This is a genomic window from Flavobacterium psychrotrophum, from assembly GCF_003403075.1.
Taxonomy (GTDB): Bacteria; Bacteroidota; Bacteroidia; order Flavobacteriales; family Flavobacteriaceae; genus Flavobacterium; species Flavobacterium psychrotrophum.
Genome location: NZ_CP031557.1, coordinates 4,787,149 through 4,813,310, shown reverse-complemented (window position 1 = coordinate 4,813,310; position 26,162 = coordinate 4,787,149). Strand labels below are relative to the sequence as shown.

The following is a 26,162-nucleotide window of genomic DNA, read 5'->3' as shown; positions in this document are numbered from 1 at the left end:
TTATTTGGTTAGGGGTTTTAAATTATTCCAATACCATTCTACGGCTGCTTCAAGCCCCTGCTCCATCGAAAACTGCGGATCATACCCAAGCAGCTCTTTAGCCTTATCAATGCTTGCCAGCGAATGCGGCACATCTCCGGTGCGCTCCGGGCCATACACTATTTCAACATCCTTTATTGCAGGATCGTACGTAGCAAGATATTTTTTAAGGGCAGTAATCAGGCTGTTAAGTGTTGTACGTTCGCCAAAGGCTACATTATACACCGTATTTACAGCATTGGTGTTGGTATTAAAAAGTGCCCGCTCATTAGCCTGCACTACATTATCTATATAAGTAAAATCCCTGGAGAAATTACCATCGCCGTTTACAACCGGACTTTGATGCGCCATTAAGGTAGATACAAACTTAGGTATTACCGCCGCATAAGCCCCGTTAGGATCCTGCCTGCGGCCAAATACGTTAAAATAACGTAAGCCTATAGTTTCCATTCCGTACACTTTACCAAACACATCTGCATAAAGCTCATTTACATATTTGGTAACAGCATATGGCGATAATGGCTTACCTATAACATCTTCTACTTTGGGTAGCCCTGTGCTGTCGCCATAGGTAGAAGAGCTTGCTGCATATACAAAACGCTTTACCCCTGCATCGCGGCTTGCCACCAGCATATTCAAAAAACCACCCACATTAACATCGTTAGTTGTTATAGGGTCGTTTACAGAACGTGGTACTGAGCCCAGGGCTGCTTCGTGCAAAACATAACTCGCCCCTGCTACCGCCTCACGGCAGCTTTCAACATTGCGTATATCGCCTTCAATAAATTTAAACAACGGATTTGACAATAAATGTTCGATGTTCTTTTTGTGGCCTGTTGCCAGGTTATCAAAACAAACTACCTGAAATTTTTTATCAATAAAATAATCACATAACGCAGACCCAATAAAGCCTGCCCCGCCGGTTATAAGAATTTTTAATTCGGAATTTTCCATAAAAAACTGTTACATGCAACCGACTTCCCAATTTGGCTGCAAATATAAAAACTAATATTTTAACAAAGTGTTATTTATATGTATAGTTTAGCTTTTTTTAAAACCTACCATAACACATATACAAATTACATTATTTCTAATTAAAACTCAATCAGGGTAACAGCTAAATGCTGCGGAGTGAATTTTCAAACGGTACCCGGTGCAGTATGCTGCGCCCAAGGGTAACCTCATCGGCAAATTCCAGCTCATCGCCCACACCAATCCCCCTGGCTATGGCCGACGTTATAACACCATGGTCTTTTACCTGCTTATAAATATAAAAATTGGTAGTATCTCCTTCCATCGTGCTGCTTAGCGCAAAAATAAGCTCCTTTACAGTACCTGCCTTTACCTTTTCTATGAGCGTAACAATATTTAACTGGCTGGGACCAATACCATCCATAGGCGATATCTTACCACCCAGCACATGGTATATACCTCTAAAAAGGCCTGTATTCTCTATAGCCATCACGTCTCGCACATCTTCTACCACACATACTAACGAAGCATCCCGCAGATTATTGGTGCATATATCACAAAGTTTTGTATCGCTTATGTTATGGCAACTACTGCAAAACTGTATATCATTACGCATTTTTTGCAACGCTTCAGCCAGCAAGGTGGTTTGTTCTGCAGGCTGGCGCAGCAGGTGCAGCGCCAATCGCAGCGCAGTACGCTTACCTATACCCGGCAAAAGGGATATTTCGGCTACGGCCTTCTCCAGTAATTTCGACGACATTTCCATAGTAGCACAAAGGTACAAAATTGCAGGGTATTTTTTTTAGCGCTGAATTACCCTCCTAATTTCACTTATAATCAACTCCACTTACCATGCTTTATCCAAAAAGTATTCATAAAAATTCATGCAATTCGTGGCACGATTTAAAATTGCCCGCATTTCAAAAATTTTTAGTTGCTTTGTAAGACAAACATAAATTGCATGAGCCCGTTAACCATACTCTCTATAATAATTGTCTACTTTGGCATCCTTATATTAATATCGCGACTGGTAAGCCGTAAAGACAGCAGTAACGACAGCTTTTTTAAGGCCAATAAAAACAGCAAGTGGTACCTGGTGGCTTTCGGGATGATAGGTACAGCACTATCCGGCGTAACGTTTATATCGGTTCCCGGCGAAGTGGGCGCACCAAGTGGCGAGCAGTTTAAATACTTTCAGTTTATACTGGGCAATGCTCTGGGTTTTATCATCATTGCTAAAGTGCTGCTTCCGCTTTACTACAGGCTCAACCTTACGTCTATATACGGTTATATAGAAGGCAGGCTGGGGCATTACAGTTACAAAACATCTGCCATGATCTTTCTGCTAAGCCGTACCATAGGCTCTGCTTTCAGGCTTTACCTGGTGGTTATAGTATTGCAGCGTTATGTATTCGATGCTTTTGGCATACCGTTCTGGGCTACCGTGCTTATATCTCTATTACTTATTTTTGCCTACACTTATAAAGGCGGATTAAAAACCATTATTATTACCGATACATTACAGACATTCTTCCTTGTATCATCGGTATTCTTTACCATCTATTTTATTTGCGACAGCCTGCAACTTAGCCTGCCCGAAGCCTTTGAAACCGTAAAGCAAAGCAACTATTCTAAGATATTTTTCTTTGAAGATTTTATAGGAAGTAAGTTCCATTTTGTAAAGCAGATCGTAGGCGGAATGTTTGTTACCATAGCCATGGTAGGACTTGACCAGGATTTGATGCAAAAAAACCTGAGCTGCAAGAATATTGGCGAAGCCCAAAAAAACATGTTCACCTTTACAGGAATATTTGTAGTTATTAACCTGTTCTTTCTTGGCGTTGGGGCGCTGTTGTATATTTACGCAGCCAAAAACGGTATTGATGTACCTATGGTAGACGGAAAATCGCGCACGGACTTATTGTTTCCTGAAATTGCCTTTAACCACCTTACCATAATTCCGGCAGTAATATTCCTATTGGGGCTTACAGCGGCTACTTTTGCCACGACAGATTCTGCACTTACTGCACTTACCACCTCTTTTTGTGTAGACTTTTTAGGCATGGATAAAGCCGAAAACCAGGGCAAGGCAAATAATGTACGTACCCGCCACTGGGTGCACATCTCGTTTTCTATGCTGATGTTTTTGGTAATTGTGGTGTTCAATGCCATAAACGATGCCTCTGTAGTAAGCATGATCTTCCGTATAGCATCTTACACTTACGGGCCACTACTTGGCCTGTATAGCTTTGGGTTACTCATGAAAAAATTAGCCGTACGCGATAAACTGGTTCCGGTGGTTTGCATTGCATCGCCGTTTATCACACTGTTCCTGAGTCTTAACTCGCAAACCTTTTTTGGCAACTATATTTTTGACAATGAACTTATCGTGGTTAATGCAGCCATAACTTTTGTTTTACTGCTGTGCATCAGCCGCAAGGCACCGGTAAACAGCTTTAAACTGAGCGACAACTAATACTGGTTCGTACTCAGCATCACTAAGGTGCACGCTACCTCAACCTCAATGTTATTGTCGCGCAGTATGCTGTACAACTCCATATTTTCGGTTCCGGGGTTAAAAACCACACGTTTGGGCTGTAGCCCCACAATGTAGTCATAATATGGCTTCTGGTTCATGGGGTTAAGATACAGCGTTACTGTATCTACACCATCAAAAGGCGCGGCTCCTTTTTCTATCTTTATTCCGTCAAGGTTATCTTCTTTTTTCCCCATAGCTACCACAGGGTGGCCAAATCGCTGAAGCATTTTTATGGCTTTGTAGGCATATCGTGTAGGCTCTGTACTGGCACCCATAACCAGTGTTTTCTTCTCTTTCATGGCTTTTAGTTTTGTATAAAGTTACAAAAACAGTATAATAAAGACACGCTCTTTAAGCATACTATAACATCAGGGAGCAGGCTTATAATCTGCCGGCAGCAGGTCGCCCGCCTTTAGCATCCCCATATATCCTTTAAAGGTAATGGCATCAAGAGGGAAGAAAAGCCCGTTCTGGTCGATATAAAAACGGTCTCTGTCAAAATTAATTGAAGACTGTGTACCGGTATCCATATTCCTGAGAATTGTAAAGTCTATCCTATTGTATTTGGACGTCTTTACCTCTTTACCCTGCAGGGTTATTTTAGGCAATAAAGGCGCTATGGCAGCTTCATTAAGCTTTACTTTTGTATAGCTAAGCGAATCGCTCACTTCAAAATAGTCATTCGGGGCAGCGGGCAGGCGGTCTACATACAAGCTGAATTTTTGGCCTTGCCAGTCGCCACTCTTAATGGTTTTCATAAGGTGAGTTACAGATCCTTCATACGAGGCTTTACGGTTTTTAAGCGCCTCTCCTTTTTTATCGGTGTCGGTAAAAGCAGTTGTCCCGGCAAAAAAGCTGCGAAACATGTAATTTTCATCCAACGTGGTTGTATTGTACTGCACCTGAAATGCAATAAGATCGAAACCTATATTATATCCCAGCCTTTTGTTTATAATGCGAATGGGCTTGCTGCAACGTGCCTTTAATGTATGCGTACTCTCATCATAAAACAGGTACACATCGTCTTCATTTTCTATTTTGCAGGAACGTCCGGCCTTGCTTCGTCCTAAAAACTCCTTCCTGAAAACCGATAACATTTGCTTGCGTGTAAAAGGGCTTTTATTAGTAATAATCACTTCATCAAGCGTGGTAGCATCCATACGCATTACTGCCTTAAACGGTTTACCATACTTAAACGGATCATCCACCCTGATGGTTTCAAAACCAATATAGCTTATAACCAACTGGGCATTATACTTTTGAGGAACTACTATTTTAAAAAATCCCCTGGCATCGCTGTTTGCAGAAAAGGTAGTACCGTCAAGATATACAAAAGCACCTTCTAAGGGTTTATTTTCGGCTTCGTCTACTACATAACCACTAAGTATTTCCTGGCTGTGCACAGCCCCGCATATAAACAGCAGGAGCAATAGCATTTTTTTCATTGGTTGTAAATTTTAATAAAGATACACTTTTAGGCACAGGTGCAAAATATTTTGTCGTGCATCTGGCGCTGTTAACCGCTATTGCAGAAGCATCAGGCAATAATATTTTACTTTTGAAATACGAAACAACAAAATGCATGATACAACAATCTCCCGCACAAATATATAAGGCACAACAGCGCGGCCATTTTGAAAATGAGGCGCAGCGCTGGTATGCCACCCTTAATTTTGAAACTTACACCGCCCAGGGCCGTGAGCCTTTTGGCACTTTAAAAACAATTAATGACGAAACCCTGGGACCCGGTCAGCACATAATGCGCTATGCCAATAATGCTACGCTGTTGCTCATACCGTTAGTTGGCACTCTAACTTATAGCCTTAACCAAGAGGCGCAGTATGCCGAACCCAACGAAGCCGTATGGTTGCCGCTTAACGGAACTATTACAATAAGCAACCCCTATGAAAGTGAACTGATCAACTTTATATACATCGTGTTTAGCAACAATTTTATAAGCGAAGCAGCTACAGTGGGTATCAATCTTTCAGAACGCAATGTCCTCAGTCCTTTCTCACTACCCGGCACGCTTAAAGCAAAAATGGGGTTGTTTGACGGTCGCGGAGAAGCGATATTTAAACTAAGCAATAAGGCCGATGGTGTTTTTATCTACATCATCAGCGGGGCGTTTGAAGTACAAGGACGCCTACTGGAAGAGCGCGATGCCCTTGCCCTATGGAACCTGGAGGAAGCAGATATTCAAGCCCTCTCTGAAAATGCGGTTATTATGCTATTTGAGATTCCATTATAAGGCATTCACCCCTAAAATACTACTGTTTACCGCACCCCGGTAATAATGTAGAAACCTCATCGTTGTACTAGTATAAAAAAGGCCGTAAAATAGCATCTCAATATTTAGTAGGTTAGTTAGTCAGGTTGCGATAATGTCTAAATGATATTATCGCAATTTTTTATGCCAACCAATCTTTACAAGAGAAAGCTTCCTACATATATAATTCATATTTAACACAAAAACTCACACTAAACTCATATAATTTAACATTCACCGCAGGATAATTTCCATTTACCGCTAAAAACCTAAACAATATAAAACTGACTTTATATTTGCTTTACGGAGAAACAAAAGACGACTACGATGGAAAGAAAAACATTTTTAAGAAACAGCCTGGGGTTTCTGGGCATGGCGGTGGCGGCGCCATCATTGCTAAGGGCCGGTAATGGCGAAACGGAAACTGAGGAGATGGCAGCCTGTACGGTATCGCCGTCAGAAACGGCCGGACCTTTTCCTACCATTACGCCCGCAAGCCTTGTACGTACTGATATTACAGCAGGCCGTACAGGGATAGCATTTACCATTAATATTAACGTCCTGAACAAAAATGCATCGTGCAGCGCACTACAGGGTGCGCTCGTAGACATTTGGCACTGCGATAAAGACGGTAACTACAGTGAGTATGGCGGCACACAAATGCAGAGTACCAATTATACTACCGTACACTTTTTGCGCGGCAGGCAAACTACAGATGCTAACGGGCTCGTAAGCTTTACATCAATATTTCCCGGTTGGTATACCAGCCGGGCCACACACATACACGTACATATTTATAATGCAGCAGGCACATCGCTGCTCATAACACAAATATCTTTTCCTGAAGGTACTAACAGTGCCGTAGTACAGGTTAATGCTGCCACAGCTTATGGTTATACAAAAGGCATGAGTGGTTACACTTACAATGCTAATGACAATGTATTTAGCGATGACAGCGCCAACCTGGAGCTAAGCACAGTTACCGGCAGCGTAGCCGATGGTTTTATACTGAACCATAATATTTATGTAAATGGGCCTACGGCAGGTGTTGAAGCCTACACTAAAAATAAGTATGCCATACAGCAAAACTATCCTAACCCGTTTATAGATGCTACCACGCTACCGCTAAACCTGGAGTTTGACAGTGACGTAAAAATGGTTGTATTTGACCTTACAGGCCGTAATGTGCTAAATGCGTATAACGGCAGTATGAAAGCCGGAGAAAATAACATTACCCTAAACAGGGGCGGCCTGAGCAGTGGAAATTACATTTATAAAGTTACCGTTACAAACCCTAACGGTACTTTTGAAGAAAGTAAGAAAATGACAATCAGGTAACATCCTGGTGTTTTATTGTTGGTTATTTGTATATTTGGAAAGAGGGGTGGTTCCCTCTTTTCGTTTTTATATGGTTTAGTACTTATGGCACATTATCCTAAAATACGGCTTGCATATCGTGTAGTTATAGACAGTACCGCCACTGCAGCCTGGGACAGGTATATTTTTGAAGATACCTACCGCGAATACCTTATGCAGCAACAGCTTTTTAACGATATTCAAAACCCAAAGAATTCTTTTAGGGAGCTTCTTGCCGAAAACCCAAAGGCAGAGCAGCTGCACTTTTTAACCGGTATGGCTGCAAACAGTTACATAGAGCAGCTAAAGGGCAGTTTTTACCGCTTTACTGATGTGCTGGGCAGTACATTTTTTCCTTTTACGGGTTACAGGCTTGATATTATTAATACAGATATTACAGACAGTTCCCGACACAAGGTGGGCATTACATTATACTCCCCACTTCTAAACTATCTGGGCATTGTAAATAATTGTTATCTCGTATCTTTAGATACAGAACAAAAGGCAGGCTACGAAACACTTATGTTTGAAACCCGCCCGCAGTTAGCAATATGTTACTATGAAGAGGGTACAATTAATGATTTGGCAAAGCCATAATTTATCCAAAACCTGTATCTTTACTTTTAGCTAAACTTATCGAATGGAATTATTCATCTACATTTTTGGAGCCTTATTTTCTGTTATTAACCCACTGGGCGCAGTGCCAATTTTTGTGGGCCTTACCCAGGATGACTCTGTAAAAGAACGCCAGCGCATCTCGTTCTGGACCGCCATTAATGTATTCATCATACTTTTAGTCGCTTTTTTTATTGGCCAGTATGCCCTTAGTTTTTTTGGCATCAGTATAGATGCCCTTCGCATAGCGGGCGGATTCATCATCGTGAACAGTGGATTTTCATTACTTAACCGCCGTTTTAACAAAGGCCGCGGGGTACACAAAGAAGTAGAACAGGATGCCCAAAGACGTAATGACATTGCGCTATCGCCACTTGCCATACCCATGCTTGCCGGACCCGGCAGTATATCGCTGCTTATAGCCATGTACCCTGATTACCCTGCTGTAATAGAAAAAGTTATTGCCGTGGGCGCAATGGCATCTGTAGCGCTTGTCATATTTTTAATGCTGCGCAGTGCGCACTATCTTTCCCGCATACTGGGTGCATCCGGTATTGTAGCCATTTCGCGCATTATCGGTTTCATAACCGTTGCCATTGGGGTGCAATACATTATCAGTTCTGTAGTAAATATCGTAAAGTCTATTTTGGCACCTTAAAGCTATCTTTTTATCTATTCTAAAGATCGACCGTAATATTACAACAGGCACAGTAGTTTTCTATAAAACTACTGTGCCTGTTACATTACAAACTCATTTAATCAAGGCTTATTTAAAACTTATTGCGTATATAGTACTTAGAGTCGAGTTCATCGTCTACAATAGCATTGATCGGCTTAGGCTTAGGTTTTTTAGCAGCCGTTTTTTTCTTCCACAGCTCAAAATCATCGTGTGATAATTTTTGCTTCATAATATCAGTAACTTCCTTTTCAGATAAGCCAAATTGGGCTTTAATCTCTTCAAAAGGCTTTTTCTCTTCCTGGGCCAGCGTTACAATACGGTCTAACGCTTCCCTGTCTAATGCTGCACGGCTACTCTTTTTCATCACCTGAAAAATTAATCAAATAGTACTTTAAATTATTAATATTGCTTCTTTCAATATTAATAAAAAAAGTAATGAAATATGCAGCAGGCACTATTTTTCCCGAAATGGTAAAAGAGTGTTTTGGCGAACCTTGTTTTTTAATTTCTTTTTATAAATTTCGCAAAAAACAATTAAAAAGAGCAGGTTTTTAGCAATGCAACAAAGCCCTTTAAGTATAGAGCCATGCCCAGTAAATGAGCAAAATTTGCATAGGCAGGCGCAATAGTAAAAGCCATTTTGGCATTTTCATTGCGGCTTTAGGATTGGTTACCATATAAATATTAGCCGGAAAAACGGCAACAAGCAGGGCTATAATACCCCACGCAGCAATATGGCTTACGACCGGGATGCATAATGCAATACCAAGCAGTACCTCTGCCGCGCCGCTAATATAATTCAGCAACTTTGGGTTAGGTAATGATGGCGGGATGATACGCAAATACAGGCGTGGCACCCTGAAGTGGTTAACGCCTGCAAAAAAGTATATTGCCGCCATTACATAAAGGTGCCAGGGTAATTGCATAAATAGCTTTTTACCCAAAGGTAGCAGTTATGCTTTTCTTTTAAGTGAAATATTCATTAAAACTATGGCTGCCAATATTAGTGTAATACCCGCCCACTGTGTGTTACTTACGGTTTCGTGTAAAAAGATATAAGCCATAGTAACAGATACCGGTAACTCAATAGCCGAAACGATACTGCCCAGCCCCATACTCACCTTCGGGAAACCGGCATTCATGAACAATGGTGGCAACAGTGTACCAAAAAGCGACAGTGGTATACCCCAGGTATAAAGTATCTGGAAATTAAAATAGCCCGGCCAGGTTATAGCGGTAAACGTCAGTACCACTACTGCCCCACCCAGCAACATAAAGAGGCTGCGTTTTGGGGCAGGCAGGTTTACCGCAATACGGTTACCGGCAAACATGGTTATGGTATAGCTTAGCGCTGCAGCCATTCCCCATGCAATACCGCGCCAGTCTGGCATTTCATCGGCATTAATAAGATTGGTTGCAAGTACGGTTCCACCAAGTACAACAAGTACTGCCAATATTTTTTTAAGTGTAGGCGGCTGCTTTGTTATCATCCATTCAGCAAGTACGCCCATCCATACACTTTGCATTAGCAATACGATCCCTACAGATACCGGTATGTACTTTACCCCAAGATAATAAAACACGCTGGTAAACCCTGTAGAGGTACCGGCCAGCATAAGGTATAATTTATTTTTGCCCGTAGCTTTTGTGGCTTCGGTAGTTTTGTTTTTACGGAAAAGATTGATAAGCGACACGCTTAGTATGCCCAGTGCCATTTGCGATGCAGTAACCTCGGCTGTGGTGTAACCTTCGGCATAAGCCAGTTTTACAAATGTAGCCAGCAGGCCATAGCTTGCAGCACCCAGCCCTACCAGGATTACCCCTTTTAATGTATTGTTATTGCCCATATTATAATTTAAAAAAGCGGGCAAAGTTAGGGCATTGATTTGGAAATTTGTTTATAAAACTTTAAAAAATAGTTTCCTTATGTTATATTTGACACACAAACCAACAACCAAACCGTCGTGAAAAAAATTATCCTAAGCGCAGCTATGGCCATATTATGTTCGTGCACACAACATAATAAGCCTAATAATACCTTTGCCTACCACACCTTTCCTATTACAAAAAGCGCGCTCGGCCCTATTAAAGTGGGCAGCCGCATAGCACATAACTCTCATCATTTAAACGGTCTTGACAGTACGGGTGTAGATGCTTTTCTATACCATTATGATGGCGGTGGCTTAGCTTATGATTACAGCTATAAAGGCAAGCGGCTTTTTGCCCTGATGCCTGCCATAGATACAGACAGTATTATAGCCATAATAGTATTTGACCATAACTTTAAAGATAATAAAGGAATTACTGCCCGCAGCAGCGCCAAAGATATTTTACAACACTACCCTAACATTAGTATTTACCAGGACCTGCTGGCAGGAGGCGAATTTATTATGGATGAGTTAAACAATCGCGACTTTATTTTTGAAACAAAAAATGACAGCCTTATTGCTGAATACAGGGATATTGATGCCGCCGGAAAACTGAAAAAGCTGAATACAAAGAGCGACTGGATGACAATTAAGTAGCCTGTCATTTACCATTATACAAATCAGGAAAGCTTATGCTTTTTTGCCTCTTCGATTAGGTCGCTGAGGTGCACTCGTAGTGCCCGTACCGAAATACTTATTTCCCAAAAAGAAACACCTAATGATGCCAGTAAAAGCAGCAGGCTAAACCCAAAAGCATACATACCCCATTGCTCAAGGTTAAAGAACAACAGCATCATTGCAAAAACCGAAAAGAACAGGCTTAAAACCCCATACATCTGCATGTGCCTTATTAAAGTAAGGCGCAGGTTAAGGTTATCTATTTCCAGCAATATACTTTTTGTCTGGTTTTGCTCATAGCTTACCTTTAATCCGCGTACAATACCGGCTATGGTAAGAAAACGGTTTGTATAAGCCAATAAAATAAGCGATGTAGCAGAAAAAAGCAGTGCAGGTGTTTGTATTGAGAGTTCCATCAAAAGGTTAGTTTATAAGCCAAATATAGTAAATATAGCACGTATATGTTATGATGGTAAATAAAGTGACAAGGCAAACATACCATAAAAAATAAGCCACGAATTCCTTGAATTTTCACAAATTTCAGGAATAATTAAATTTGTTATATTCAAAGTGATTTAACGCGGAATAAAAATTTGTGAAAATTCGAGGAATTCGTGGCAAAAATTAAGCAAATGAAATTTTACCTTGGATAAAGCGATGACTAAAAGATACACTTAAGTAAAAAAATATTAAATTTTATTAAACAGTATTTTAATTTTATTTAAATTTGGGTTCACAAAACGTAATTATGCGAAAACCAAAACTGCCCACCTCCTGCCCTGCCTGTAGCGAAAGCTTACAGGTATCGCAGCTTAGCTGCCCTGTTTGCAGTACGCAGGTATCGGGTAACTTTACACTACCATCGCTTGCAAAGCTTACCGAAGACGAGCAGGAGTTTATCATACACTTCGTAATAAACGGCGGCAGCCTTAAAGAAATGGCAGCACTTACAGGGGTAAGTTACCCCACAGTGCGTAACCGCCTGGATGATCTTATTGCCAAGATAAAAGCCATACACTAACCTACCCGCACATGAAGTTACTTTACAATCCGTTTGAAAAAACACCTGAAAATAAATTGCTGTTAATTGGCACCGCGGCCATGATAGCGGGCAGTGTAGTAGCATGGCTGCTAAACTGCCGCTTTACCGCAATGCTTAATATATACCCGGGTGTAGCAACTGAAATATGGCAACCGTTACTAGAAAACATCATTATCGTGGGCAGTATTGCAATCCTGCTGATGATTCTTGGCCTTTTTGCAAATAAAAAAACAAGGCCGGTAGACATTTTAAATGCTTCACTTATAGCACGCATTCCGTTTTATCTGCTGCCACTGGCTAACATCGACAATTTTCTGGCTGATGTTATACCGGCAACACCACCAAAAGACCTGAAAGAAATACATTTTAGCAATACCGATTATGCGCTTTTGATGATAGTGAGTTTCATAACCATAGGGCTGCTTATATGGTCTATGGCATTATTATACAATGGCTTTAAGGTGGCTACCTATTACAAAAGCACCTGGTTTACAATTTTATTTATACTTGCCGTTATTATAGCCAATACGCTTTCCGGAATATTAATTTCATTAATCCCATAATACACAACCATGAAAAAATTATTAGTAGTACTTACACTTATAACAGGCCTGTTTACCCAGGCACAGGACATAACCGGCGACTGGCATGGGTTGCTTAAATTTCCCGGTGGGCAATTCAAGATGGATTTCCATATTACTAAATCAGGTACAGGATACACCGCAACTATGGATGTGCCTGAACAAAATGCAAACGGCATACCTGTAGGCACTACTGTTTTTGAAAACAATACCCTTGCCATGGCAATACCTGCGGCTAATATTAGCTATAAAGGCACGATTGAAGGCAAAATAATTAAAGGTACTTACATCCAGAATGGCAATACCCTTCCGTTAGACCTTAGTCGCGAGGCAGTAACAATTGTTGCCGCAAAGCGTCCGCAGGATCCTGTAAAACCATATCCTTACTATGAGGAAGAAGTAACCATTAAGAATGATAAAGCAGGCGTTACGCTTGCGGGCACACTTACATTACCAAAACAGGGCGGTACTAATTATCCTGCAGTAATACTAATAACAGGCAGCGGTGCCCAGGATCGTAATGAGGAAATACTAGGGCACAAATCATTTCTTGTTATAGCAGATTACCTTACCCGCCAGGGCATTGCCGTACTGCGTTATGATGACAGGGGTACTGCAAAAAGCACGGGCGACTTTGACAATGCCACCACGCAGGATTTTGCTACCGATGCCGATGCCGCTTTTGCATACCTTAAAACACGTAAAGAAATCAATTCAAAAAAAATAGGACTGATAGGCCATAGCGAAGGCGGCGTTATAGCACCTATTGTTGCCAGTAACAATACTGATGTTGCCTTTATAGTGATGCTTGCCGGTACTGCGATACCGGGTGATGAACTGATGATGCTGCAAAACTACCTTATAGGTAAAGCTAATGGCATGCCCGAAGAGGAACTTACTAAACTGGGCAACATTAACCGCGCCATCTACACGCTTATAAAAGAGGAGCAGGATACGCAAATATTAAAATCGCGCCTTAAGGCTAATTTTAATAAAGACATGAAACCCCTGCTGATATCTAAAGGCATCCCTGACGCTCAGGTAAACAGCTATATAGATGCACAGATAAGCGATATTACATCGCCCTGGTATGCAGCCTTTATACGCTATAACCCTTACCCTACTCTTGAAAAAGTAAAATGCCCTATACTGGCACTTAACGGAGAAAAAGATGTACAGGTAGCACCCAAGGCAAACCTTGACGCCATAAAACGTGCTGCTTTAAAAAGCGGCAATAAAAAAGTTACCACGCAGGAAATCCCGGGGCTCAACCACCTTTTTCAGGCCAGTACTACAGGCGCTCCTACAGAATACGGTGAGATAGAGGAAACTTTTTCGCCAACAGCGCTAAAAATTATGGGCGACTGGATATCGCAACAAGTAAAATAAGCTAACATTCTAGTATGGCAACAACATACCGTTCTAAAATAGGCTGGGAACTCATTGCGCTGTTATCTGCATCGTTTATACCTGCGTTTATTACCGTAGCAAACGAAGAAAATGGCGATGCCGAAGCGTTGCTTATCATGTCGGGCATTATGGCGCTTGTAGTTGTACTATTGTTTACTACACGGTACAAGATAGACGGCACTACACTCAGGATATATGCTTTTTTTATTCCGTATCGCCCTATTGACATCCTTACAATAACAAAAATCGAGGAAACCTATAACCCACTCAGTGCCCCGGCCGCATCTATAGACCGGCTGGGCATAACGCACAGTGGCGGATACATGCTTATTTCACCAAAAAACAAAACAGGATTTATAGCAGCTATACAACAGCTAAACCCTGATATCGTGTTTATTCCGCGTAATAAAAAGTAAAATGGAAGGTTGTGCCGGTGTGCCGATAAATTTCTATCTTAGCCTGTAACAAATCGGCCAATCCCGATACTTATTTGCAAGAAACATAATTTATGAACAAATTTATCTGCACGCTGGCATTTGCCTTAACCATAGGCGGCCTGGCACATGCCCAAAAAGGCAGCGAAATTAAGGTAAACATAGACCTTAACAACATCAAGGACGATAAAGTCCTGGTAACAGTTACCCCTGATGCCGTAAAGACTGACAACATTACTTACTACATTCCTAAAACAGTACCGGGAACGTATAGTGATGACAACTACGGACAGTTTATTGAAGGCCTGAAAGCTTTTGATGCTAAAGGCAAAGAACTTACCGTTACTAAAGGTGATGAAAACTCATGGAAAATAGCAGGTGCAAAAAAGCTTGCAAAGATAACCTACCTGGTTAACGATACCTACGATAACGAAGCCGGAAAAGGCGAAGATAAAGCGATCTTTTCTCCGTCAGGAACAAACATTCTTGCGGGTAAAAACATAATGCTAAACACACACGCATTCATTGGTTACTTTGAAGGCAAGAGCGAAACGCCTTATGATGTGGTTATTAACCACCCTGCAGAATTATGGGGCGCTACCAGTATGGTAGATACTAACGCCAGCGATACGGTAGACCAGTTTAAGGCAGAACGCTACCTGCAACTTACAGAGCACCCCGTAATGTATGCCAAGCCAGACTATACTACATTTTCTACAGACGGTATGGATATTACTATAGCGGTATATTCTCCGTCTGGTAAGGTTACGGCTAAAGACATCACCCCGATGATGGAAAAAACCATGCGCGCGCAAAAGAAATTTCTTGGCACCATAAATGCCAACAAAAAATATGCGGTACTTATTTACCTTTCAGACCTTAGTGAAACCGATGCGCAGGGCTTTGGTGCACTTGAGCACCCTACCTGTACTACAGTAGTTATGCCTGAATCTATGGAAATAGACGAACTGGCAGAGCAGCTTAAAGACATTGTATCTCATGAGTTCTTCCACATTGTTACACCACTTAGTGTACATAGTAAAGAGATACAGTACTTTGACTTTAATGCACCAAAAATGAGTGAGCACCTTTGGATGTATGAAGGTGTTACAGAATACTTTGCAAATCTGTTCCAGATAAACCAGGGTCTTATTACCGAAGATGAATTCTACGGCCGTATGGCAGAAAAAATAGCACACGCCAAGCAGTTTGACGATACTATGCCTTTTACGGTTATGAGTAAAAATGTGCTTAATGCCCCATACAAAGATCAGTACCGCAATGTATATGAAAAGGGTGCACTTATAGCTATGTGTGTAGATATCATTATTCGCGAACAAAGCAGTGGCAAAAAGGGTATCCTGAACCTTATGCACCAGCTAAGTACTGAGTATGGCAACAATAAGCCGTTTAACGATGACGAGCTTTTCGCAAAAATCACATCACTAACTTATCCGCAGGTAGGTGAGTTCCTTAAAACATATGTAGCTGGAGACAAACCAATAGTTTATGACCAGTTCTTTGCAAAAATGGGTGTTACCCCTGCAAAAACAAGTAAGCCGGGCAACCCTTTCCTTAAAGGTATGCAGGAGCCTCTTGTGGGTGTAAATCCTTCTAAAGAAATATTTGTACGCCCTGATATTGAACCAAATGTTTTCTTTACAACGCTTGGCATGAAAAAAGGTGATGTTATAACCGCTATTGATGGTAAAGATTACAACTACGACAATATCTATGATCTTATTACAACAAGCATGGCGTGGAAAGACGGTGCAGATGTTAGCATCAAAATAAAGCGCGATGGCAAAGAGCAGGTTGTTAAAGGTAAAATAAAACTACCTACCGAAGATCTTGAGGGCTACAAGAGCACAGATGCCTCTAAAGCTAACCTGCGCAACACCTGGTTAAAAGCATAATTATATTTTATATCCATACTTACAAACAGGCCGCAATTGCGGCCTGTTTTATTTAAAAATGGTACGAGCCATAACACACCCATAAAAAAACGATATCGGTAAAAATGTAATGCTAATTTTTATTACTTTGCGCTGATTTTTAACAGACGCTTTACAAATGAGAAATTTACTTGTTGCCTTAACTGCCCTTACACTTTTTACTGCCTGCCAAAAGGAAGACCATGGAGATGCCAATGTGCATATTACCGGAAACATTAAAGGCTTTAAAAAAGGGAGGCTTTTCCTGAAAAGGGAATCAGATACTGCACTGGTAAACATTGACACCATTAACATTGATGGAAGCCCTGCATTTGAAAGCCACCTAAAACTTGATTCGCCAGAGATGCTATATCTGGTTATAGACCGTGGTACTACCGAAAGTATTGACGACAACCTGAAGTTTTTTGCCGAACCTGGCAATATAAAAATTGAGACTACGCTTGATTATTTCTATTCGCGCGCTAAAATTACCGGAAGTAAAAACCAGGATAAATATGCAGAATATGAGGCTATAAAACGTCGTTTTACCGATACTAACCTTGAACTTATACAACGAAACCTGGACGCTACAAAAAAAGGTGATCAGGTGCGTCTGGACAGCATCAGTAAAGCATCTGAACAAAACGAAAAAAGGCGTTACCTGTTTACTGCAAATTTTGCACTAAACAATGCTAAGTTTGAGGCCGCTCCTTATATTGTGCTTAGCGAAATTCAGGACATCAACACTAAATATCTGGATACCATACAAAAGAGCATGACACCACAGGTGGCAAAATCTAAATATGGTAAAATGCTTTCAACATATACTGCCGACAGAAAGAAAGCAGAAGCAACTCAGGCACAGTAGTTTTTAACGAAATATTTAGAATTTAGGAAAGGAAATATTTTATACTTTTACCCTATCTAACTAACAGCACCGTGAAACTTATTTTTGCCCGGCAGGATAACACCTACCTATACTTTTTTGTAACATCTTTCTGCATTTTGGTATATGCTGTGGCAACGCTGTTTATGTATGGCAACAGGACGATATCTTTAAACGTTACCGGAAACAGCATCAACCTTAATCATTTTGAGGTTTCTATCCTGTTTAAGATTGCTTACCTCGTTTTGGCTCTGGGTTATTTTATTGCCGGAAAATTAAAACTGGCCCTAAATAAAACCCTTACGCGCGCACATACATACATTACCATAGGCGCTGCCATATTAAACGGCATTGTGCTAATAAGCAACACAGCTTATGAACAAACCATAAGTATATGGCTTATTAGCATCGCAGCAATATCGCAACTCCTCTTTTTCATCAACCTTGGTATAGGCATTTCTAAAAGAGAGCAAAGCATCTAATTCTCTAATTTAGCTATAGTAAAGTATCTATAGTTGCCCTTAAGGCTTTTGAGGCATGCTTTACCATTTCCGGCCAGTCTTCTGCCGCGGCACCATCGGCACCGTCTGATATATATTTAAGGCACAGAAACGGAATATTTTCATGCATTGCTACCCACGCCAGCGGATAGGCCTCCATATCTATTACATTATAATCGGCAGTATTGTGGTCTACCACAAAACTGTCGCCCGTACCACAAATGCCTTGTGGAAGGCCGTGCACCTTAAGCCCGTTAAGCAAAACAGGCTCGTGCTTTGCAAATGGCGTATGATATTTTTCGAAACCAAGCGCGGTAACATCCATATCCCGCTGAATAAAGCCCGTACAACACACCACTTCTCCTCTTTTATGTTCCAGGCTGCCCGCCGACCCAAGATTGATTATAACGCCCGGTTTTTCTTCCTGAATGCGTTTCATTAAATGATACATGGCATTCAGCTTGCCTATACCCACAAAAAGCGGATTGACATCGGCAAATTCCTGCGTAGCTTCAGACTCCAGCGCAAAAACATAAAGTGGTTTTTGGGTAAGGAGATGTTTAACTTCTGTATTATGAAAATCAGATATGGACATAGCTTTTTTTAATTTGAAGGTAAATATAAAAACAAAAACCGCTTCAGTTTCCTGAAGCGGTTTGCTTATTGAGCCGATAGAGGGACTCGAACCCACGACCTGCTGATTACAAATCAGCTGCTCTAGCCAGCTGAGCTACACCGGCGTTCTCAATACGGGTGCAAATATAAGAGAGGATTTTAGATTTCCAAAGAAATATTTGCACTTTTTATTGATTTTTTTTGCTTACAGCGCGTTTAGTTTCCCAATAAGCTGATTAGCAGTTTCTTCTAATTTTTTATTAATTTGCTTAAAGTGTTCTTTTTTATTCTCCACTTTTTTAGCGTTCAGATCCTTCATAAGGCCATCAAAAACTGCAATTGCCTCATCGATAATAGCTTCGCCTGCTTCACCTGTATTTTTGCCTTTTGCAAGCTCAGTAAGGTATACTGCCTCAATAATGTCTCCTAATACGAAGTTGATGTCTTTTTTTAAGTTTCTTACACTTGCCATCTTGTTGTTCTTTTAAATTTATGAATGCAAAACTACGTCTTTTAACCTTAATACCTGTTAAGAAATATATATTTCTAACAAAGTGGCCGTTCCGTTAAGGTTGTAACCCTTTACAGCAGCAGGTAAAAGCACAGTATCGCCTTTTTTAAAGCTGTAGGCTTCGCCATCTACTGTAACGGTATATTCGCCTTCAGTACAAATATAAACGGTAAAGCTGTTTCCGTCTTTGCTTACCTCAGCACTACCATCCAACGGAAGGAAGTTTGTTGTAAAATAAGGGCAGTCTACCATGGTATTGCTCTTATTCACATCTTCGCTATACGTCTTCTTTGTATCAGTCTCGTTATAGTTCATGGCATCAAGTGCCTGCTCTACGTGTAGTTCGCGGCCGTTACCGTTAGCATCTACCCTGTCCCAGTCGTAAATACGGTAGGTAATATCACTGGTTTGCTGTATCTCTGCAATAACAATACCGGCGCCTATAGCGTGAATTGTTCCTGTTTCAAGAAAATACACATCTCCTTTTTTAGCCGGCTCCTGATTAAGGATGTCAATAAGCTGCTTACTTTCCAGCTTTTCAAGATATTCTTCAGGGCTAGATTTATGGTTAAAGCCTACAATAATGCGCGAACCTTCGTCTGCCTGCATTACATACCACATTTCGGTTTTACCAAAAGAGTTGTGGCGCTCCTTAGCCAGCTCGTCGTTAGGGTGCACCTGTATAGAAAGGTCTTCGCGCGCGTCAAGGAACTTGAACAACAGCGGAAACTGCTTCCCGAATTTAGCATGAACTGCCGTACCAAGTATTTCATCAGGGTACTGCCCTAAAAGTGCATCCAGTGGCTGTCCTGCAAGAGGGCCATTCTTTACTACACTAACATTACCCGGCACTGCAGAAAGTTCCCAGCTTTCTCCTGTAGTGGTTGTAGGTATATCTTTTCCAAGGTCAGTTTTAAGCTTCTCGCCTCCCCAGATCCTGTCCTGTAATATTGGGGTAAAAATTAATGGGTACTGTTTAAATTCCATGATTGTATATTGGTTAATCTCCTTTATAAGTTACAAAATTCCGTGGCGTTTCATAGAGTGTTACTTCTATATCCAAATCGGGGTTTATACGGTTTCGAATGCGGTTCCATATTACCACTACTATATTCTCGGCGGTAGGGTTCAGGCTGGCAAACTCCGGCACATCAAGATTGAGGTTTTTATGGTCAAAAGGCACTTCTACCTCATCGGTTATAATGTCTTTTAAAATTTTAATGTCAATAACATATCCCGTCTCTTTATCAATTTCTCCCGTAACACTTACAATGAGTTCATAGTTATGCCCATGAAAGTTGGGGTTATTGCATTTACCAAAAACGGCATTGTTCTGCTCATCTGTCCAGTCTTTACGGTACAGGCGGTGTGCAGCATTAAAATGGGCGCTTCGGCTTACGGTTACTCTCATTTAGTTATTGATTATTGGTTGTCAGTTGTTGGTTATCAGTTGCCGGTAGCTTCTGGCAACCACCAACTATTATCCGACAACTATACTTTATGCTCTTCCAGAAAATGGTAAAATTCATCAAAAATAATTCGAAACCATACTGTATATAATTCAGGCTGTTCCTGCATATCAGCTTTTACAGCTTCAATACCCATCCATTTCCAGTTTTCGGCTTCGTCAAAATTAAGCTGTGGTTCATTGTCGTAATAGCCTATCATTACATGATCTAATTCATGCTCAGTAAGGCCATTATCAAAAGGTGCTTTATAGATAAAAGAAAAAAGCTCTTTAAGCGGGGTAGTAAAGCCCATCTCTTCACGCAGGCGGCGGGTACCGGCTTCAATGTTGGTTTCGCCTGCACGTTGGTGGCTACAGGTTGTGTTGGTCCACAACAATGGCGAGTGGTATTTATGGGCTGCACGCTGTTGCAGCATGATCTCGTTTTTGCTATTCAGCACAAACACAGAGAATGCGCGGTGCAGTAGCGCCTTTTCATGCGCTTCCATTTTAGGCATCAGCCCTATAGGCTCATCATGCTCGTTTACCAGTATTACCTTTTCTTCTTCCATAAGCTATCAGCTTTCAAAAATAAGAAAAGTTTTGCGTAAAAACACCGATTAACTTTTTGTTAGCAATGGTTTTATTTTTTCTTTCACAAAGAAACACGAAGGAGGCACAAAGTATCACAAAGCTTTTATTCTTTACGTTTCTTGGTGCCCCCTTTGAGAGACTTTGCGAAATAATTTTATTACTTCAAATATCGCTCAAAACTATAAATATCAATTTCGGCCCTGATATCATACAGCAGGCTAAACAGCCCAAAGAACGTACGGTTAACGTAGATAAAGTGTTTGCTGCCACGGTTGGTATTCATTTTACGGATGTTCTTATCATTTGCAAAACGCTCACTAAGCCCGGCAATGGCATTATTAAAGGTTTCCTGCGAAAAATCGAAATGCTTGTGGCGGTATGGCTCTACAAAAACATTAAGCAATTCATGAAACAATTCTTTAAAGTACACAAATTCTTCCGGCTTATCATCCGGCTTTAGCACTTGGAGCGTTACAAGCTTTTCGATAAACAACGTATCATTATCCAGCGTTTCGGGTTGTATGAGTTCAAAATATGGCGTATAGAAATCCTGCGGTAACTCTTTCATACATCCAAAGTCTATGGCTATAAGATTAGCTTCGTCATCTACAAGAAAATTACCGGGATGCGGGTCGGCATGAAATTTATGCAGCCCGTGTATCTGGTACATATAAAAATCATAAAGCGCCTGCCCTACTTTATTGCGCTCCTCCTGAGTATGTTGCTGTTTACACCATTCGGAAAGGTGAAGCCCCTGCATCCAGTCCATCGTAATGATCTTTTCGCAGCTTAGTTCCGGATAGTATTTAGGAAAACGGATGTTTTCAAGCTTTGCACAATCAATACGTATGGCTTCGCTTTGCTTAAGTTCCAGCGTATAATCGGTTTCCTCCATCAGTTTGTCTTCCACCTCCTGAAAGTACTCATCGCTGGTACCTTTAAGGTTAAACATACGCAGGGCAATGGGTTTTACCAATGCAATATCAGTCCCTATGCTGTCGCGCACTCCGGGATACTGAATCTTTACCGCAAGGTCTTTACCGCCTTTTTTGGCTTTATGCACCTGCCCTATGCTGGCAGCATTAATACTATCGGCACTAAACTCATCAAATAATACATGCGGCTCTACACCAAAGTATTTTTTAAAGGTTTTCATTACCAGTGGAGCTGATAGTGGCGGTACAGAAAACTGGCTTAGTGAGAACTTATCTACATAGCTTTGCGGCAGCAGGTTTTTTTCCATGCTTAGCATCTGGGCCACTTTAAGCGCACTGCCTTTAAGTTCTTTAAGTCCATCATAAATATCTGTCGCGTTATTTTCGTGCAGGGCATCTTTGGTAAGCTCAGGGTTTACCATTTTTTGCCCGTAATATTTCAGGTAGTTGCCCCCGATCTTTACACCGGTAGACACGAGTTTTGAAACCCGCTCAATTTTATTTGTGGGGATAGAATCTAATCGTTTCATGTCAGCTTAATTTTAAACCGTGAATTTTTCTTTCCAGATGAATTTGCCCAGGTCAAACAGGCTTTGCAGTGGCGAATTGTACACTAAGTCGCCCGACGCCTTAACCGATTTCTCGATAAAAATGTCGGTCTTTTCAAAGCCCGGAGAGGTATCCCTCAGCCAGAATTTAAAAATGGCCAAAAATTGCAGCCATGCACCTTCGCGTAGGGCATCCTGTTGTAGCTTATCGGCACGTGGGTGCTGGGTTTCAAAAGGCTTATCCAATACTGCCTGCGCAAATACTGTAAACTCTTTGCGAAGCTCGCGCAGTTTTAGCAGATTTTTGAGTGCGCCGCTACCTTCGGTAAGGCTGTATACCACAAAACTGCGGTTTGCTGTAGCGATCTCAAAAAATGTGAAGTAAAACGCCGACAGTTTTTCTAACCCTCCAAACTCACCATAAGCAGGAGAAGCCTCAAGGGTTTCGAGCGCATGGTTAAACATCTCGGTAAAGTAAAAACGTTCCAGCGTATCAAAAGAAGTAAAGTACTTGTAAAATTCGGCTTCCTCATAGCCGTTATTTTTTGCAAACTTATATACAGTTGCAGGTTTGTGGCCGTGCATAAGGCAGTAGTCGGCATATTGATCAATAATATCAGATTTTGTAAGCGGGGTTGGTTGTTGTGCTTTCTTCGTTGCCATAACTTAAAGTGTTAGTAGTACAAATTTAACAAGCAATAAAACACAAAGACACTGTAGTCGTGTTAATTATCGTTCAAAAAAAATGAAAGTACATACAGTACAATATTTCATAAAGAGCCGCAAAGGAAGTACAAAATTTCGCAGAGGATTTATATAAATCTGTACATTTGGGTAAACCAACACTCACGCAAATATGAAATTAAATCTTTTCCTCTGTGCTTTAATATTTGTAACTCTGTCTTCCTGCGAAAAAAAAGAAAAATACCCTTATGAACCTTCCGATTTTAGAAGTGAGGTAAATATGACCCTAAAAAAATTGTCAAAGGAAAAACAGCTTCCCGTTAATGATACTATTGCTACAAATTATCTGGAAAAAGTATGTACCAAAGATGAACTACAAAAGATAATCCTTTCAAAAAAACCGATCTTAAGAATTATTGGATACAGGGCCCTTATAAACAGAAAAGATGAAAAATTTTTCGATATATTGATCCGCCATCTTAATGATACTGCAAAGGTAACCTGGTGGTATTATGATGATGCCGGCGGTTTATTCACAATATCTGACCTAATGATCCGGAAAGCGCAGCATATTTTGACACAAAAACAAAAGAACATTTTAATAGACAGCGTACTTTTAAAGCATCCATACCTGGAAGTTTCTGACTGGATGATTCAGGAAATTAATCCTAATGAAAGGTATTACTCCGTCATTAAGTCAAAGTGCAGTGTAAAAACTGACCGGTGTGGTACGCAGCTTGGCGCATGCTACGCGCTATCAAAATTTAAAAAAGAACAAGACCTGCCTTTTTTACACGACATTTTTAATAATCTTGAAGAACCTTGTGGCTACTGGGTATTCAGAGCCATTGAAATTAATCCGCAGGAAGTATTTTTCCCGATACTTGAAAAGTATTTCAAAGAAAATATTAAAAAGAAAAAACAGCAATCTTATAATGTCTTGGAATATTATTGCCGGTCAGTTGCTAGTTACAGATCAGGAAAAAGCCTGAAATTGCTGGAATCTCTTTTAGATAAATCAAATTATCCTGATAAATGGTATTTTAATGATAACGAAGATTATGTTTTCAAGGCGATACACAAGTATAAAGCACCCATTTATGACAAGCTTTACAATGATTTAAAGCCCAAGATGGATGATCATATAATGAAATATCTGAACAGAATAAATTATAATGAAAAAACCACCTGGAAGTAGTCATTAAAATATTAATAAAACATACATAACATGTTTACACTCGACCAAATAAAGGCGGCACATGCCAAAGTAAAAAGCGGTGCAGATTTCCCACAATATGTACAGGATTTAAAAAAGCTGGGCATAGTACAGTACAGCCAGTATGTAGCAGACGGGCACACTATTTACAATGGTATTGACTATGAACTGGCAGCACCCTCAAAATATGAGGATCTCATCGTAGCAAATACCGGTAATGCTGTACAGCTACAGCACCACTTAAAAATTCACCAGGCAGGCGAAACCAATTACCTTACCTTTTGCGGACACGCCGCTGAAGATGGCGTTGAAAAATGGACGGTAGACATAATTAACCTTACCTGCACTTATTATGATAAAGCACGCAATGCCATGATTACTGAAGTAATACCGCAGCCAAGACAGCTTTAAAAACAAATACGGCAACCTTAACGATTGCCGTATTTTATATTTCGTCAAACTCTGAAACTTTGCCTCTTTGTAACTATGTAACTATGTAACTATGTAACTATGATACAAACCCCACCGCAATGGTATTGTTGCTTTGGGGGTCGATTAGAATAAATGCTCCGTTGCCCCTGTTCGCCTCAAAAGCATCGAGGAAAGCCGGAGCCGCCGTTTTTATCTGCACTTTAGCAATGTCATTTAGCTTTAATGTAGCCGATTCATATACTGCTGCCGGATTTTCTGGCGGAATAATGGCGTCAATACCTTGCAGTTTACAAACTACTGTGCGTGTACCTGCCTGCAAAATATATTTACCACCCGGTTGTGATGCTTTTTCATCCATCCATACTATTGTCGCACTAATGTCTTTAGCCAATAGCCTTTCGTTTGGCTGTTGCACCAGTATCATACCGCGGCTAACATCAACATCAGTTGCAAGACGTAATTGAACCGATTCGCCTGCCTTTGCTGTAGTAAATGTATTAGTAAACTTGCGTACCTCTACCACCTCACTACTCGTACCCGATGGCAATACCGTAATGCTATCTCCTACCGAAACTTCTCCGCTTATAATACGGCCGGCATAAGCACGGTAATCTGTAAATTCGTTGTTCTGCACATGCAGTACCTGCTGCACATCCATACGGAACACGTCTGTATCGGCAACATTAGGTTTAATACCATGCAAAATATCACTTAGCGTGCCACCGCCATACCATGTAGTATTGCCCGAAGAAAATACTACATTATCTCCTTTAAGCGAACTTATAGGCAACACATGCACATCGGGCTTATATGCAAACCCGGCAGTCATTTTATTGATCTCGGCAGCTATGTTAAGAAAAGTATCTTCACTATAATTAACCAGATCCATTTTATTGATACAGAAAACCACGGTTTTTAACCGTAGCAGGCAGCTTATAAAATAATGCCTGTGGGTTTGCTCCAGTAGTCCCTTACGGGCATCAATAAGTATGATCGATACCTCAGAGTTAGATGCTCCAGTAACCATATTGCGGGTATATTCTACATGCCCCGGGCTATCAGCAATGATAAACTTGCGCGATTCGCTCGAAAAGTAAATGTGCGCAACATCTATGGTAATACCCTGCTCCCGTTCGGCAATAAGGCCATCGGTAAGCACAGAGAAGTCAAGGTCATCCATACCCTTCTCTTTGGTTTTGCGTTCTATAAGCTCTACCTGTTCAATGGTAAGGGCATTACTGTCGTTTAAAAAACGTCCTATGAGGGTACTCTTGCCGTCGTCAACACTACCGGCTGTATTTATGCGTAATAGATCCATAATTTTATTTTTAAGCGGCTGAGCCTTTTAGTCCTGAGCCGCTAGCCAATTTCGAAACGT

General features: G+C 40.9%; 31 protein-coding genes and 1 tRNA gene. 15 read left to right on the top strand and 17 right to left on the bottom strand.

Annotation, left to right across the window (positions count from 1 at the left end):
* Together DYH63_RS21055 and recR are read right to left on the bottom strand one after the other, a co-directional pair.
* Positions 1-993 carry an SDR family oxidoreductase gene (locus DYH63_RS21055; protein ID WP_116790676.1) on the bottom strand — a complete coding sequence of 331 codons (993 nt, stop codon included), beginning with the start codon at positions 991-993 and terminating at the stop codon, positions 1-3.
* 163 nt (positions 994-1,156) lie between these two features.
* Entirely contained in the window at positions 1,157-1,777 is a 621-nt protein-coding gene (gene recR, locus DYH63_RS21050) for a recombination mediator RecR (RefSeq protein WP_116790675.1), read from the bottom strand.
* Between the two features lie 195 nt (positions 1,778-1,972).
* Here recR and DYH63_RS21045 point away from each other — a divergent pair, with 195 nt between their 5' ends.
* Complete coding sequence (locus DYH63_RS21045) at positions 1,973-3,487, top strand: sodium:solute symporter (RefSeq protein ID WP_116790674.1); 1,515 nt, start codon at positions 1,973-1,975, stop codon at positions 3,485-3,487.
* On the opposite strand, the gene DYH63_RS21040 is transcribed toward DYH63_RS21045, so the two are convergent.
* Both DYH63_RS21040 and DYH63_RS21035 read right to left on the bottom strand, forming a co-directional pair.
* Positions 3,484-3,849 (bottom strand): CoA-binding protein, encoded by a 366-nt coding sequence (locus DYH63_RS21040; RefSeq protein WP_116790673.1) that lies wholly within the window; start codon positions 3,847-3,849, stop codon positions 3,484-3,486. The two genes, DYH63_RS21045 and DYH63_RS21040, sit on opposite strands and share 4 nt — an antisense overlap.
* A gap of 69 nt (positions 3,850-3,918) precedes the next feature.
* Positions 3,919-4,995, bottom strand: a complete 1,077-nt coding sequence (locus DYH63_RS21035; protein WP_116790672.1) for a carboxypeptidase-like regulatory domain-containing protein — start codon at positions 4,993-4,995, stop codon at positions 3,919-3,921.
* A gap of 137 nt (positions 4,996-5,132) precedes the next feature.
* Here DYH63_RS21035 and DYH63_RS21030 point away from each other — a divergent pair, with 137 nt between their 5' ends.
* The 4 genes from DYH63_RS21030 to DYH63_RS21015 all read left to right on the top strand — a co-directional run bounded on the left by DYH63_RS21030 (position 5,133) and on the right by DYH63_RS21015 (position 8,448).
* Positions 5,133-5,801: a pirin family protein gene (locus DYH63_RS21030; RefSeq protein ID WP_162927120.1), complete on the top strand. Its 669-nt coding sequence runs from the start codon at positions 5,133-5,135 to the stop codon at positions 5,799-5,801.
* Between the two features lie 345 nt (positions 5,802-6,146).
* Entirely contained in the window at positions 6,147-7,157 is a 1,011-nt protein-coding gene (locus DYH63_RS21025) for a dioxygenase family protein (RefSeq protein ID WP_116790670.1), read from the top strand.
* 84 nt (positions 7,158-7,241) lie between these two features.
* Positions 7,242-7,772, top strand: a complete 531-nt coding sequence (locus tag DYH63_RS21020) for a hypothetical protein (RefSeq protein ID WP_116790669.1) — start codon at positions 7,242-7,244, stop codon at positions 7,770-7,772.
* Positions 7,773-7,815: 43 nt separating this feature from the next.
* Complete coding sequence (locus DYH63_RS21015; protein WP_116790668.1) at positions 7,816-8,448, top strand: MarC family NAAT transporter; 633 nt, start codon at positions 7,816-7,818, stop codon at positions 8,446-8,448.
* A gap of 112 nt (positions 8,449-8,560) precedes the next feature.
* Here the strand turns inward: DYH63_RS21015 and DYH63_RS21010 are convergent, their stop codons facing one another.
* The 3 genes from DYH63_RS21010 to DYH63_RS21000 all read right to left on the bottom strand — a co-directional run bounded on the left by DYH63_RS21010 (position 8,561) and on the right by DYH63_RS21000 (position 10,316).
* Positions 8,561-8,833 (bottom strand): DUF2805 domain-containing protein, encoded by a 273-nt coding sequence (locus DYH63_RS21010; RefSeq protein WP_116790667.1) that lies wholly within the window; start codon positions 8,831-8,833, stop codon positions 8,561-8,563.
* A 208-nt stretch (positions 8,834-9,041) separates the two neighbouring features.
* The gene (locus DYH63_RS21005; RefSeq protein ID WP_116790666.1) at positions 9,042-9,395 is read right to left on the bottom strand and encodes a DoxX family protein; all 354 of its coding nucleotides are present in this window, start codon (positions 9,393-9,395) and stop codon (positions 9,042-9,044) included.
* A gap of 27 nt (positions 9,396-9,422) precedes the next feature.
* On the bottom strand, positions 9,423-10,316 hold the full coding sequence (locus DYH63_RS21000; RefSeq protein WP_116790665.1) for an EamA family transporter: 894 nt from the start codon (positions 10,314-10,316) through the stop codon (positions 9,423-9,425).
* Between the two features lie 117 nt (positions 10,317-10,433).
* Between DYH63_RS21000 and DYH63_RS20995 the strand changes: the two genes are divergently transcribed.
* A complete protein-coding gene (locus DYH63_RS20995; protein WP_116790664.1) occupies positions 10,434-10,994 on the top strand; it encodes a hypothetical protein in 561 nt (186 codons plus the stop codon).
* 23 nt (positions 10,995-11,017) lie between these two features.
* Here the strand turns inward: DYH63_RS20995 and DYH63_RS20990 are convergent, their stop codons facing one another.
* Positions 11,018-11,431, bottom strand: coding sequence for a DUF2721 domain-containing protein (locus tag DYH63_RS20990; RefSeq protein ID WP_116790663.1), 414 nt, complete (start codon positions 11,429-11,431; stop codon positions 11,018-11,020).
* Positions 11,432-11,763: 332 nt separating this feature from the next.
* Here DYH63_RS20990 and DYH63_RS20985 point away from each other — a divergent pair, with 332 nt between their 5' ends.
* The 7 genes from DYH63_RS20985 to DYH63_RS20955 all read left to right on the top strand — a co-directional run bounded on the left by DYH63_RS20985 (position 11,764) and on the right by DYH63_RS20955 (position 17,784).
* The gene (locus DYH63_RS20985) at positions 11,764-12,036 is read left to right on the top strand and encodes a DUF2089 domain-containing protein (RefSeq protein ID WP_116790662.1); all 273 of its coding nucleotides are present in this window, start codon (positions 11,764-11,766) and stop codon (positions 12,034-12,036) included.
* 11 nt (positions 12,037-12,047) lie between these two features.
* Positions 12,048-12,620, top strand: a complete 573-nt coding sequence (locus DYH63_RS20980; protein ID WP_116790661.1) for a hypothetical protein — start codon at positions 12,048-12,050, stop codon at positions 12,618-12,620.
* Positions 12,621-12,629: 9 nt separating this feature from the next.
* On the top strand, positions 12,630-14,027 hold the full coding sequence (locus tag DYH63_RS20975; RefSeq protein ID WP_116790660.1) for an alpha/beta hydrolase family protein: 1,398 nt from the start codon (positions 12,630-12,632) through the stop codon (positions 14,025-14,027).
* Positions 14,028-14,041: 14 nt separating this feature from the next.
* Positions 14,042-14,464 (top strand): PH domain-containing protein, encoded by a 423-nt coding sequence (locus DYH63_RS20970; RefSeq protein ID WP_116790659.1) that lies wholly within the window; start codon positions 14,042-14,044, stop codon positions 14,462-14,464.
* 92 nt (positions 14,465-14,556) lie between these two features.
* Positions 14,557-16,398 (top strand): M61 family metallopeptidase, encoded by a 1,842-nt coding sequence (locus tag DYH63_RS20965; RefSeq protein WP_116790658.1) that lies wholly within the window; start codon positions 14,557-14,559, stop codon positions 16,396-16,398.
* Positions 16,399-16,555: 157 nt separating this feature from the next.
* Positions 16,556-17,284 carry a DUF4369 domain-containing protein gene (locus DYH63_RS20960; protein ID WP_116790657.1) on the top strand — a complete coding sequence of 243 codons (729 nt, stop codon included), beginning with the start codon at positions 16,556-16,558 and terminating at the stop codon, positions 17,282-17,284.
* 71 nt (positions 17,285-17,355) lie between these two features.
* Entirely contained in the window at positions 17,356-17,784 is a 429-nt protein-coding gene (locus tag DYH63_RS20955) for a hypothetical protein (protein ID WP_116790656.1), read from the top strand.
* Positions 17,785-17,797: 13 nt separating this feature from the next.
* Here DYH63_RS20955 and DYH63_RS20950 read toward each other — a convergent pair whose 3' ends face one another.
* The 8 genes from DYH63_RS20950 to DYH63_RS20915 all read right to left on the bottom strand — a co-directional run bounded on the left by DYH63_RS20950 (position 17,798) and on the right by DYH63_RS20915 (position 23,115).
* The gene (locus DYH63_RS20950) at positions 17,798-18,397 is read right to left on the bottom strand and encodes a 5'-methylthioadenosine/S-adenosylhomocysteine nucleosidase family protein (RefSeq protein ID WP_162927118.1); all 600 of its coding nucleotides are present in this window, start codon (positions 18,395-18,397) and stop codon (positions 17,798-17,800) included.
* 71 nt (positions 18,398-18,468) lie between these two features.
* Positions 18,469-18,542: transfer RNA gene (locus DYH63_RS20945), tRNA-Thr, on the bottom strand.
* An 80-nt stretch (positions 18,543-18,622) separates the two neighbouring features.
* Entirely contained in the window at positions 18,623-18,889 is a 267-nt protein-coding gene (locus DYH63_RS20940) for a hypothetical protein (protein ID WP_116790654.1), read from the bottom strand.
* Between the two features lie 57 nt (positions 18,890-18,946).
* Positions 18,947-19,915, bottom strand: coding sequence for a type I phosphomannose isomerase catalytic subunit (locus DYH63_RS20935; protein WP_116790653.1), 969 nt, complete (start codon positions 19,913-19,915; stop codon positions 18,947-18,949).
* Positions 19,916-19,928: 13 nt separating this feature from the next.
* The gene (locus DYH63_RS20930) at positions 19,929-20,339 is read right to left on the bottom strand and encodes a 6-carboxytetrahydropterin synthase (protein WP_116790652.1); all 411 of its coding nucleotides are present in this window, start codon (positions 20,337-20,339) and stop codon (positions 19,929-19,931) included.
* Between the two features lie 80 nt (positions 20,340-20,419).
* Complete coding sequence (gene idi, locus DYH63_RS20925) at positions 20,420-20,947, bottom strand: isopentenyl-diphosphate Delta-isomerase (RefSeq protein WP_116790651.1); 528 nt, start codon at positions 20,945-20,947, stop codon at positions 20,420-20,422.
* A gap of 179 nt (positions 20,948-21,126) precedes the next feature.
* On the bottom strand, positions 21,127-22,434 hold the full coding sequence (locus DYH63_RS20920) for an ABC1 kinase family protein (RefSeq protein WP_116790650.1): 1,308 nt from the start codon (positions 22,432-22,434) through the stop codon (positions 21,127-21,129).
* A 12-nt stretch (positions 22,435-22,446) separates the two neighbouring features.
* Entirely contained in the window at positions 22,447-23,115 is a 669-nt protein-coding gene (locus DYH63_RS20915; RefSeq protein ID WP_116790649.1) for a TetR/AcrR family transcriptional regulator, read from the bottom strand.
* A gap of 193 nt (positions 23,116-23,308) precedes the next feature.
* Between DYH63_RS20915 and DYH63_RS20910 the strand changes: the two genes are divergently transcribed.
* Both DYH63_RS20910 and DYH63_RS20905 read left to right on the top strand, forming a co-directional pair.
* Positions 23,309-24,334 (top strand): hypothetical protein, encoded by a 1,026-nt coding sequence (locus DYH63_RS20910; RefSeq protein ID WP_116790648.1) that lies wholly within the window; start codon positions 23,309-23,311, stop codon positions 24,332-24,334.
* A gap of 30 nt (positions 24,335-24,364) precedes the next feature.
* Positions 24,365-24,763 carry a DUF1398 domain-containing protein gene (locus DYH63_RS20905; RefSeq protein WP_116790647.1) on the top strand — a complete coding sequence of 133 codons (399 nt, stop codon included), beginning with the start codon at positions 24,365-24,367 and terminating at the stop codon, positions 24,761-24,763.
* Positions 24,764-24,860: 97 nt separating this feature from the next.
* Here DYH63_RS20905 and DYH63_RS20900 read toward each other — a convergent pair whose 3' ends face one another.
* Positions 24,861-26,102 carry a sulfate adenylyltransferase subunit 1 gene (locus tag DYH63_RS20900; protein ID WP_116790646.1) on the bottom strand — a complete coding sequence of 414 codons (1,242 nt, stop codon included), beginning with the start codon at positions 26,100-26,102 and terminating at the stop codon, positions 24,861-24,863.
* Between the last annotated feature and the right edge of the window lie 60 nt (positions 26,103-26,162).

Coding starts and splice junctions, on each gene's coding strand:
- DYH63_RS20940 (WP_116790654.1), bottom strand. CDS start 18,889: ATGGCAAGTGTAAGAAACTTAAAAAAAGACATCAACTTCGTATTAGGA.
- DYH63_RS20910 (WP_116790648.1), top strand. CDS start 23,309: ATGAAATTAAATCTTTTCCTCTGTGCTTTAATATTTGTAACTCTGTCT.
- recR (WP_116790675.1), bottom strand. CDS start 1,777: ATGGAAATGTCGTCGAAATTACTGGAGAAGGCCGTAGCCGAAATATCC.
- DYH63_RS20930 (WP_116790652.1), bottom strand. CDS start 20,339: ATGAGAGTAACCGTAAGCCGAAGCGCCCATTTTAATGCTGCACACCGC.
- DYH63_RS21020 (WP_116790669.1), top strand. CDS start 7,242: ATGGCACATTATCCTAAAATACGGCTTGCATATCGTGTAGTTATAGAC.
- DYH63_RS21005 (WP_116790666.1), bottom strand. CDS start 9,395: ATGCAATTACCCTGGCACCTTTATGTAATGGCGGCAATATACTTTTTT.
- DYH63_RS20965 (WP_116790658.1), top strand. CDS start 14,557: ATGAACAAATTTATCTGCACGCTGGCATTTGCCTTAACCATAGGCGGC.
- DYH63_RS21055 (WP_116790676.1), bottom strand. CDS start 993: ATGGAAAATTCCGAATTAAAAATTCTTATAACCGGCGGGGCAGGCTTT.
- idi (WP_116790651.1), bottom strand. CDS start 20,947: ATGGAAGAAGAAAAGGTAATACTGGTAAACGAGCATGATGAGCCTATA.
- DYH63_RS21030 (WP_162927120.1), top strand. CDS start 5,133: ATGATACAACAATCTCCCGCACAAATATATAAGGCACAACAGCGCGGC.
- DYH63_RS20900 (WP_116790646.1), bottom strand. CDS start 26,102: ATGGATCTATTACGCATAAATACAGCCGGTAGTGTTGACGACGGCAAG.
- DYH63_RS21000 (WP_116790665.1), bottom strand. CDS start 10,316: ATGGGCAATAACAATACATTAAAAGGGGTAATCCTGGTAGGGCTGGGT.
- DYH63_RS21015 (WP_116790668.1), top strand. CDS start 7,816: ATGGAATTATTCATCTACATTTTTGGAGCCTTATTTTCTGTTATTAAC.
- DYH63_RS20990 (WP_116790663.1), bottom strand. CDS start 11,431: ATGGAACTCTCAATACAAACACCTGCACTGCTTTTTTCTGCTACATCG.
- DYH63_RS20960 (WP_116790657.1), top strand. CDS start 16,556: ATGAGAAATTTACTTGTTGCCTTAACTGCCCTTACACTTTTTACTGCC.
- DYH63_RS20905 (WP_116790647.1), top strand. CDS start 24,365: ATGTTTACACTCGACCAAATAAAGGCGGCACATGCCAAAGTAAAAAGC.
- DYH63_RS20920 (WP_116790650.1), bottom strand. CDS start 22,434: ATGAAACGATTAGATTCTATCCCCACAAATAAAATTGAGCGGGTTTCA.
- DYH63_RS20915 (WP_116790649.1), bottom strand. CDS start 23,115: ATGGCAACGAAGAAAGCACAACAACCAACCCCGCTTACAAAATCTGAT.
- DYH63_RS20970 (WP_116790659.1), top strand. CDS start 14,042: ATGGCAACAACATACCGTTCTAAAATAGGCTGGGAACTCATTGCGCTG.
- DYH63_RS20935 (WP_116790653.1), bottom strand. CDS start 19,915: ATGGAATTTAAACAGTACCCATTAATTTTTACCCCAATATTACAGGAC.
- DYH63_RS21040 (WP_116790673.1), bottom strand. CDS start 3,849: ATGAAAGAGAAGAAAACACTGGTTATGGGTGCCAGTACAGAGCCTACA.
- DYH63_RS20975 (WP_116790660.1), top strand. CDS start 12,630: ATGAAAAAATTATTAGTAGTACTTACACTTATAACAGGCCTGTTTACC.
- DYH63_RS20950 (WP_162927118.1), bottom strand. CDS start 18,397: ATGTCCATATCTGATTTTCATAATACAGAAGTTAAACATCTCCTTACC.
- DYH63_RS21010 (WP_116790667.1), bottom strand. CDS start 8,833: ATGAAAAAGAGTAGCCGTGCAGCATTAGACAGGGAAGCGTTAGACCGT.
- DYH63_RS21035 (WP_116790672.1), bottom strand. CDS start 4,995: ATGAAAAAAATGCTATTGCTCCTGCTGTTTATATGCGGGGCTGTGCAC.
- DYH63_RS21045 (WP_116790674.1), top strand. CDS start 1,973: ATGAGCCCGTTAACCATACTCTCTATAATAATTGTCTACTTTGGCATC.
- DYH63_RS21025 (WP_116790670.1), top strand. CDS start 6,147: ATGGAAAGAAAAACATTTTTAAGAAACAGCCTGGGGTTTCTGGGCATG.
- DYH63_RS20985 (WP_116790662.1), top strand. CDS start 11,764: ATGCGAAAACCAAAACTGCCCACCTCCTGCCCTGCCTGTAGCGAAAGC.
- DYH63_RS20980 (WP_116790661.1), top strand. CDS start 12,048: ATGAAGTTACTTTACAATCCGTTTGAAAAAACACCTGAAAATAAATTG.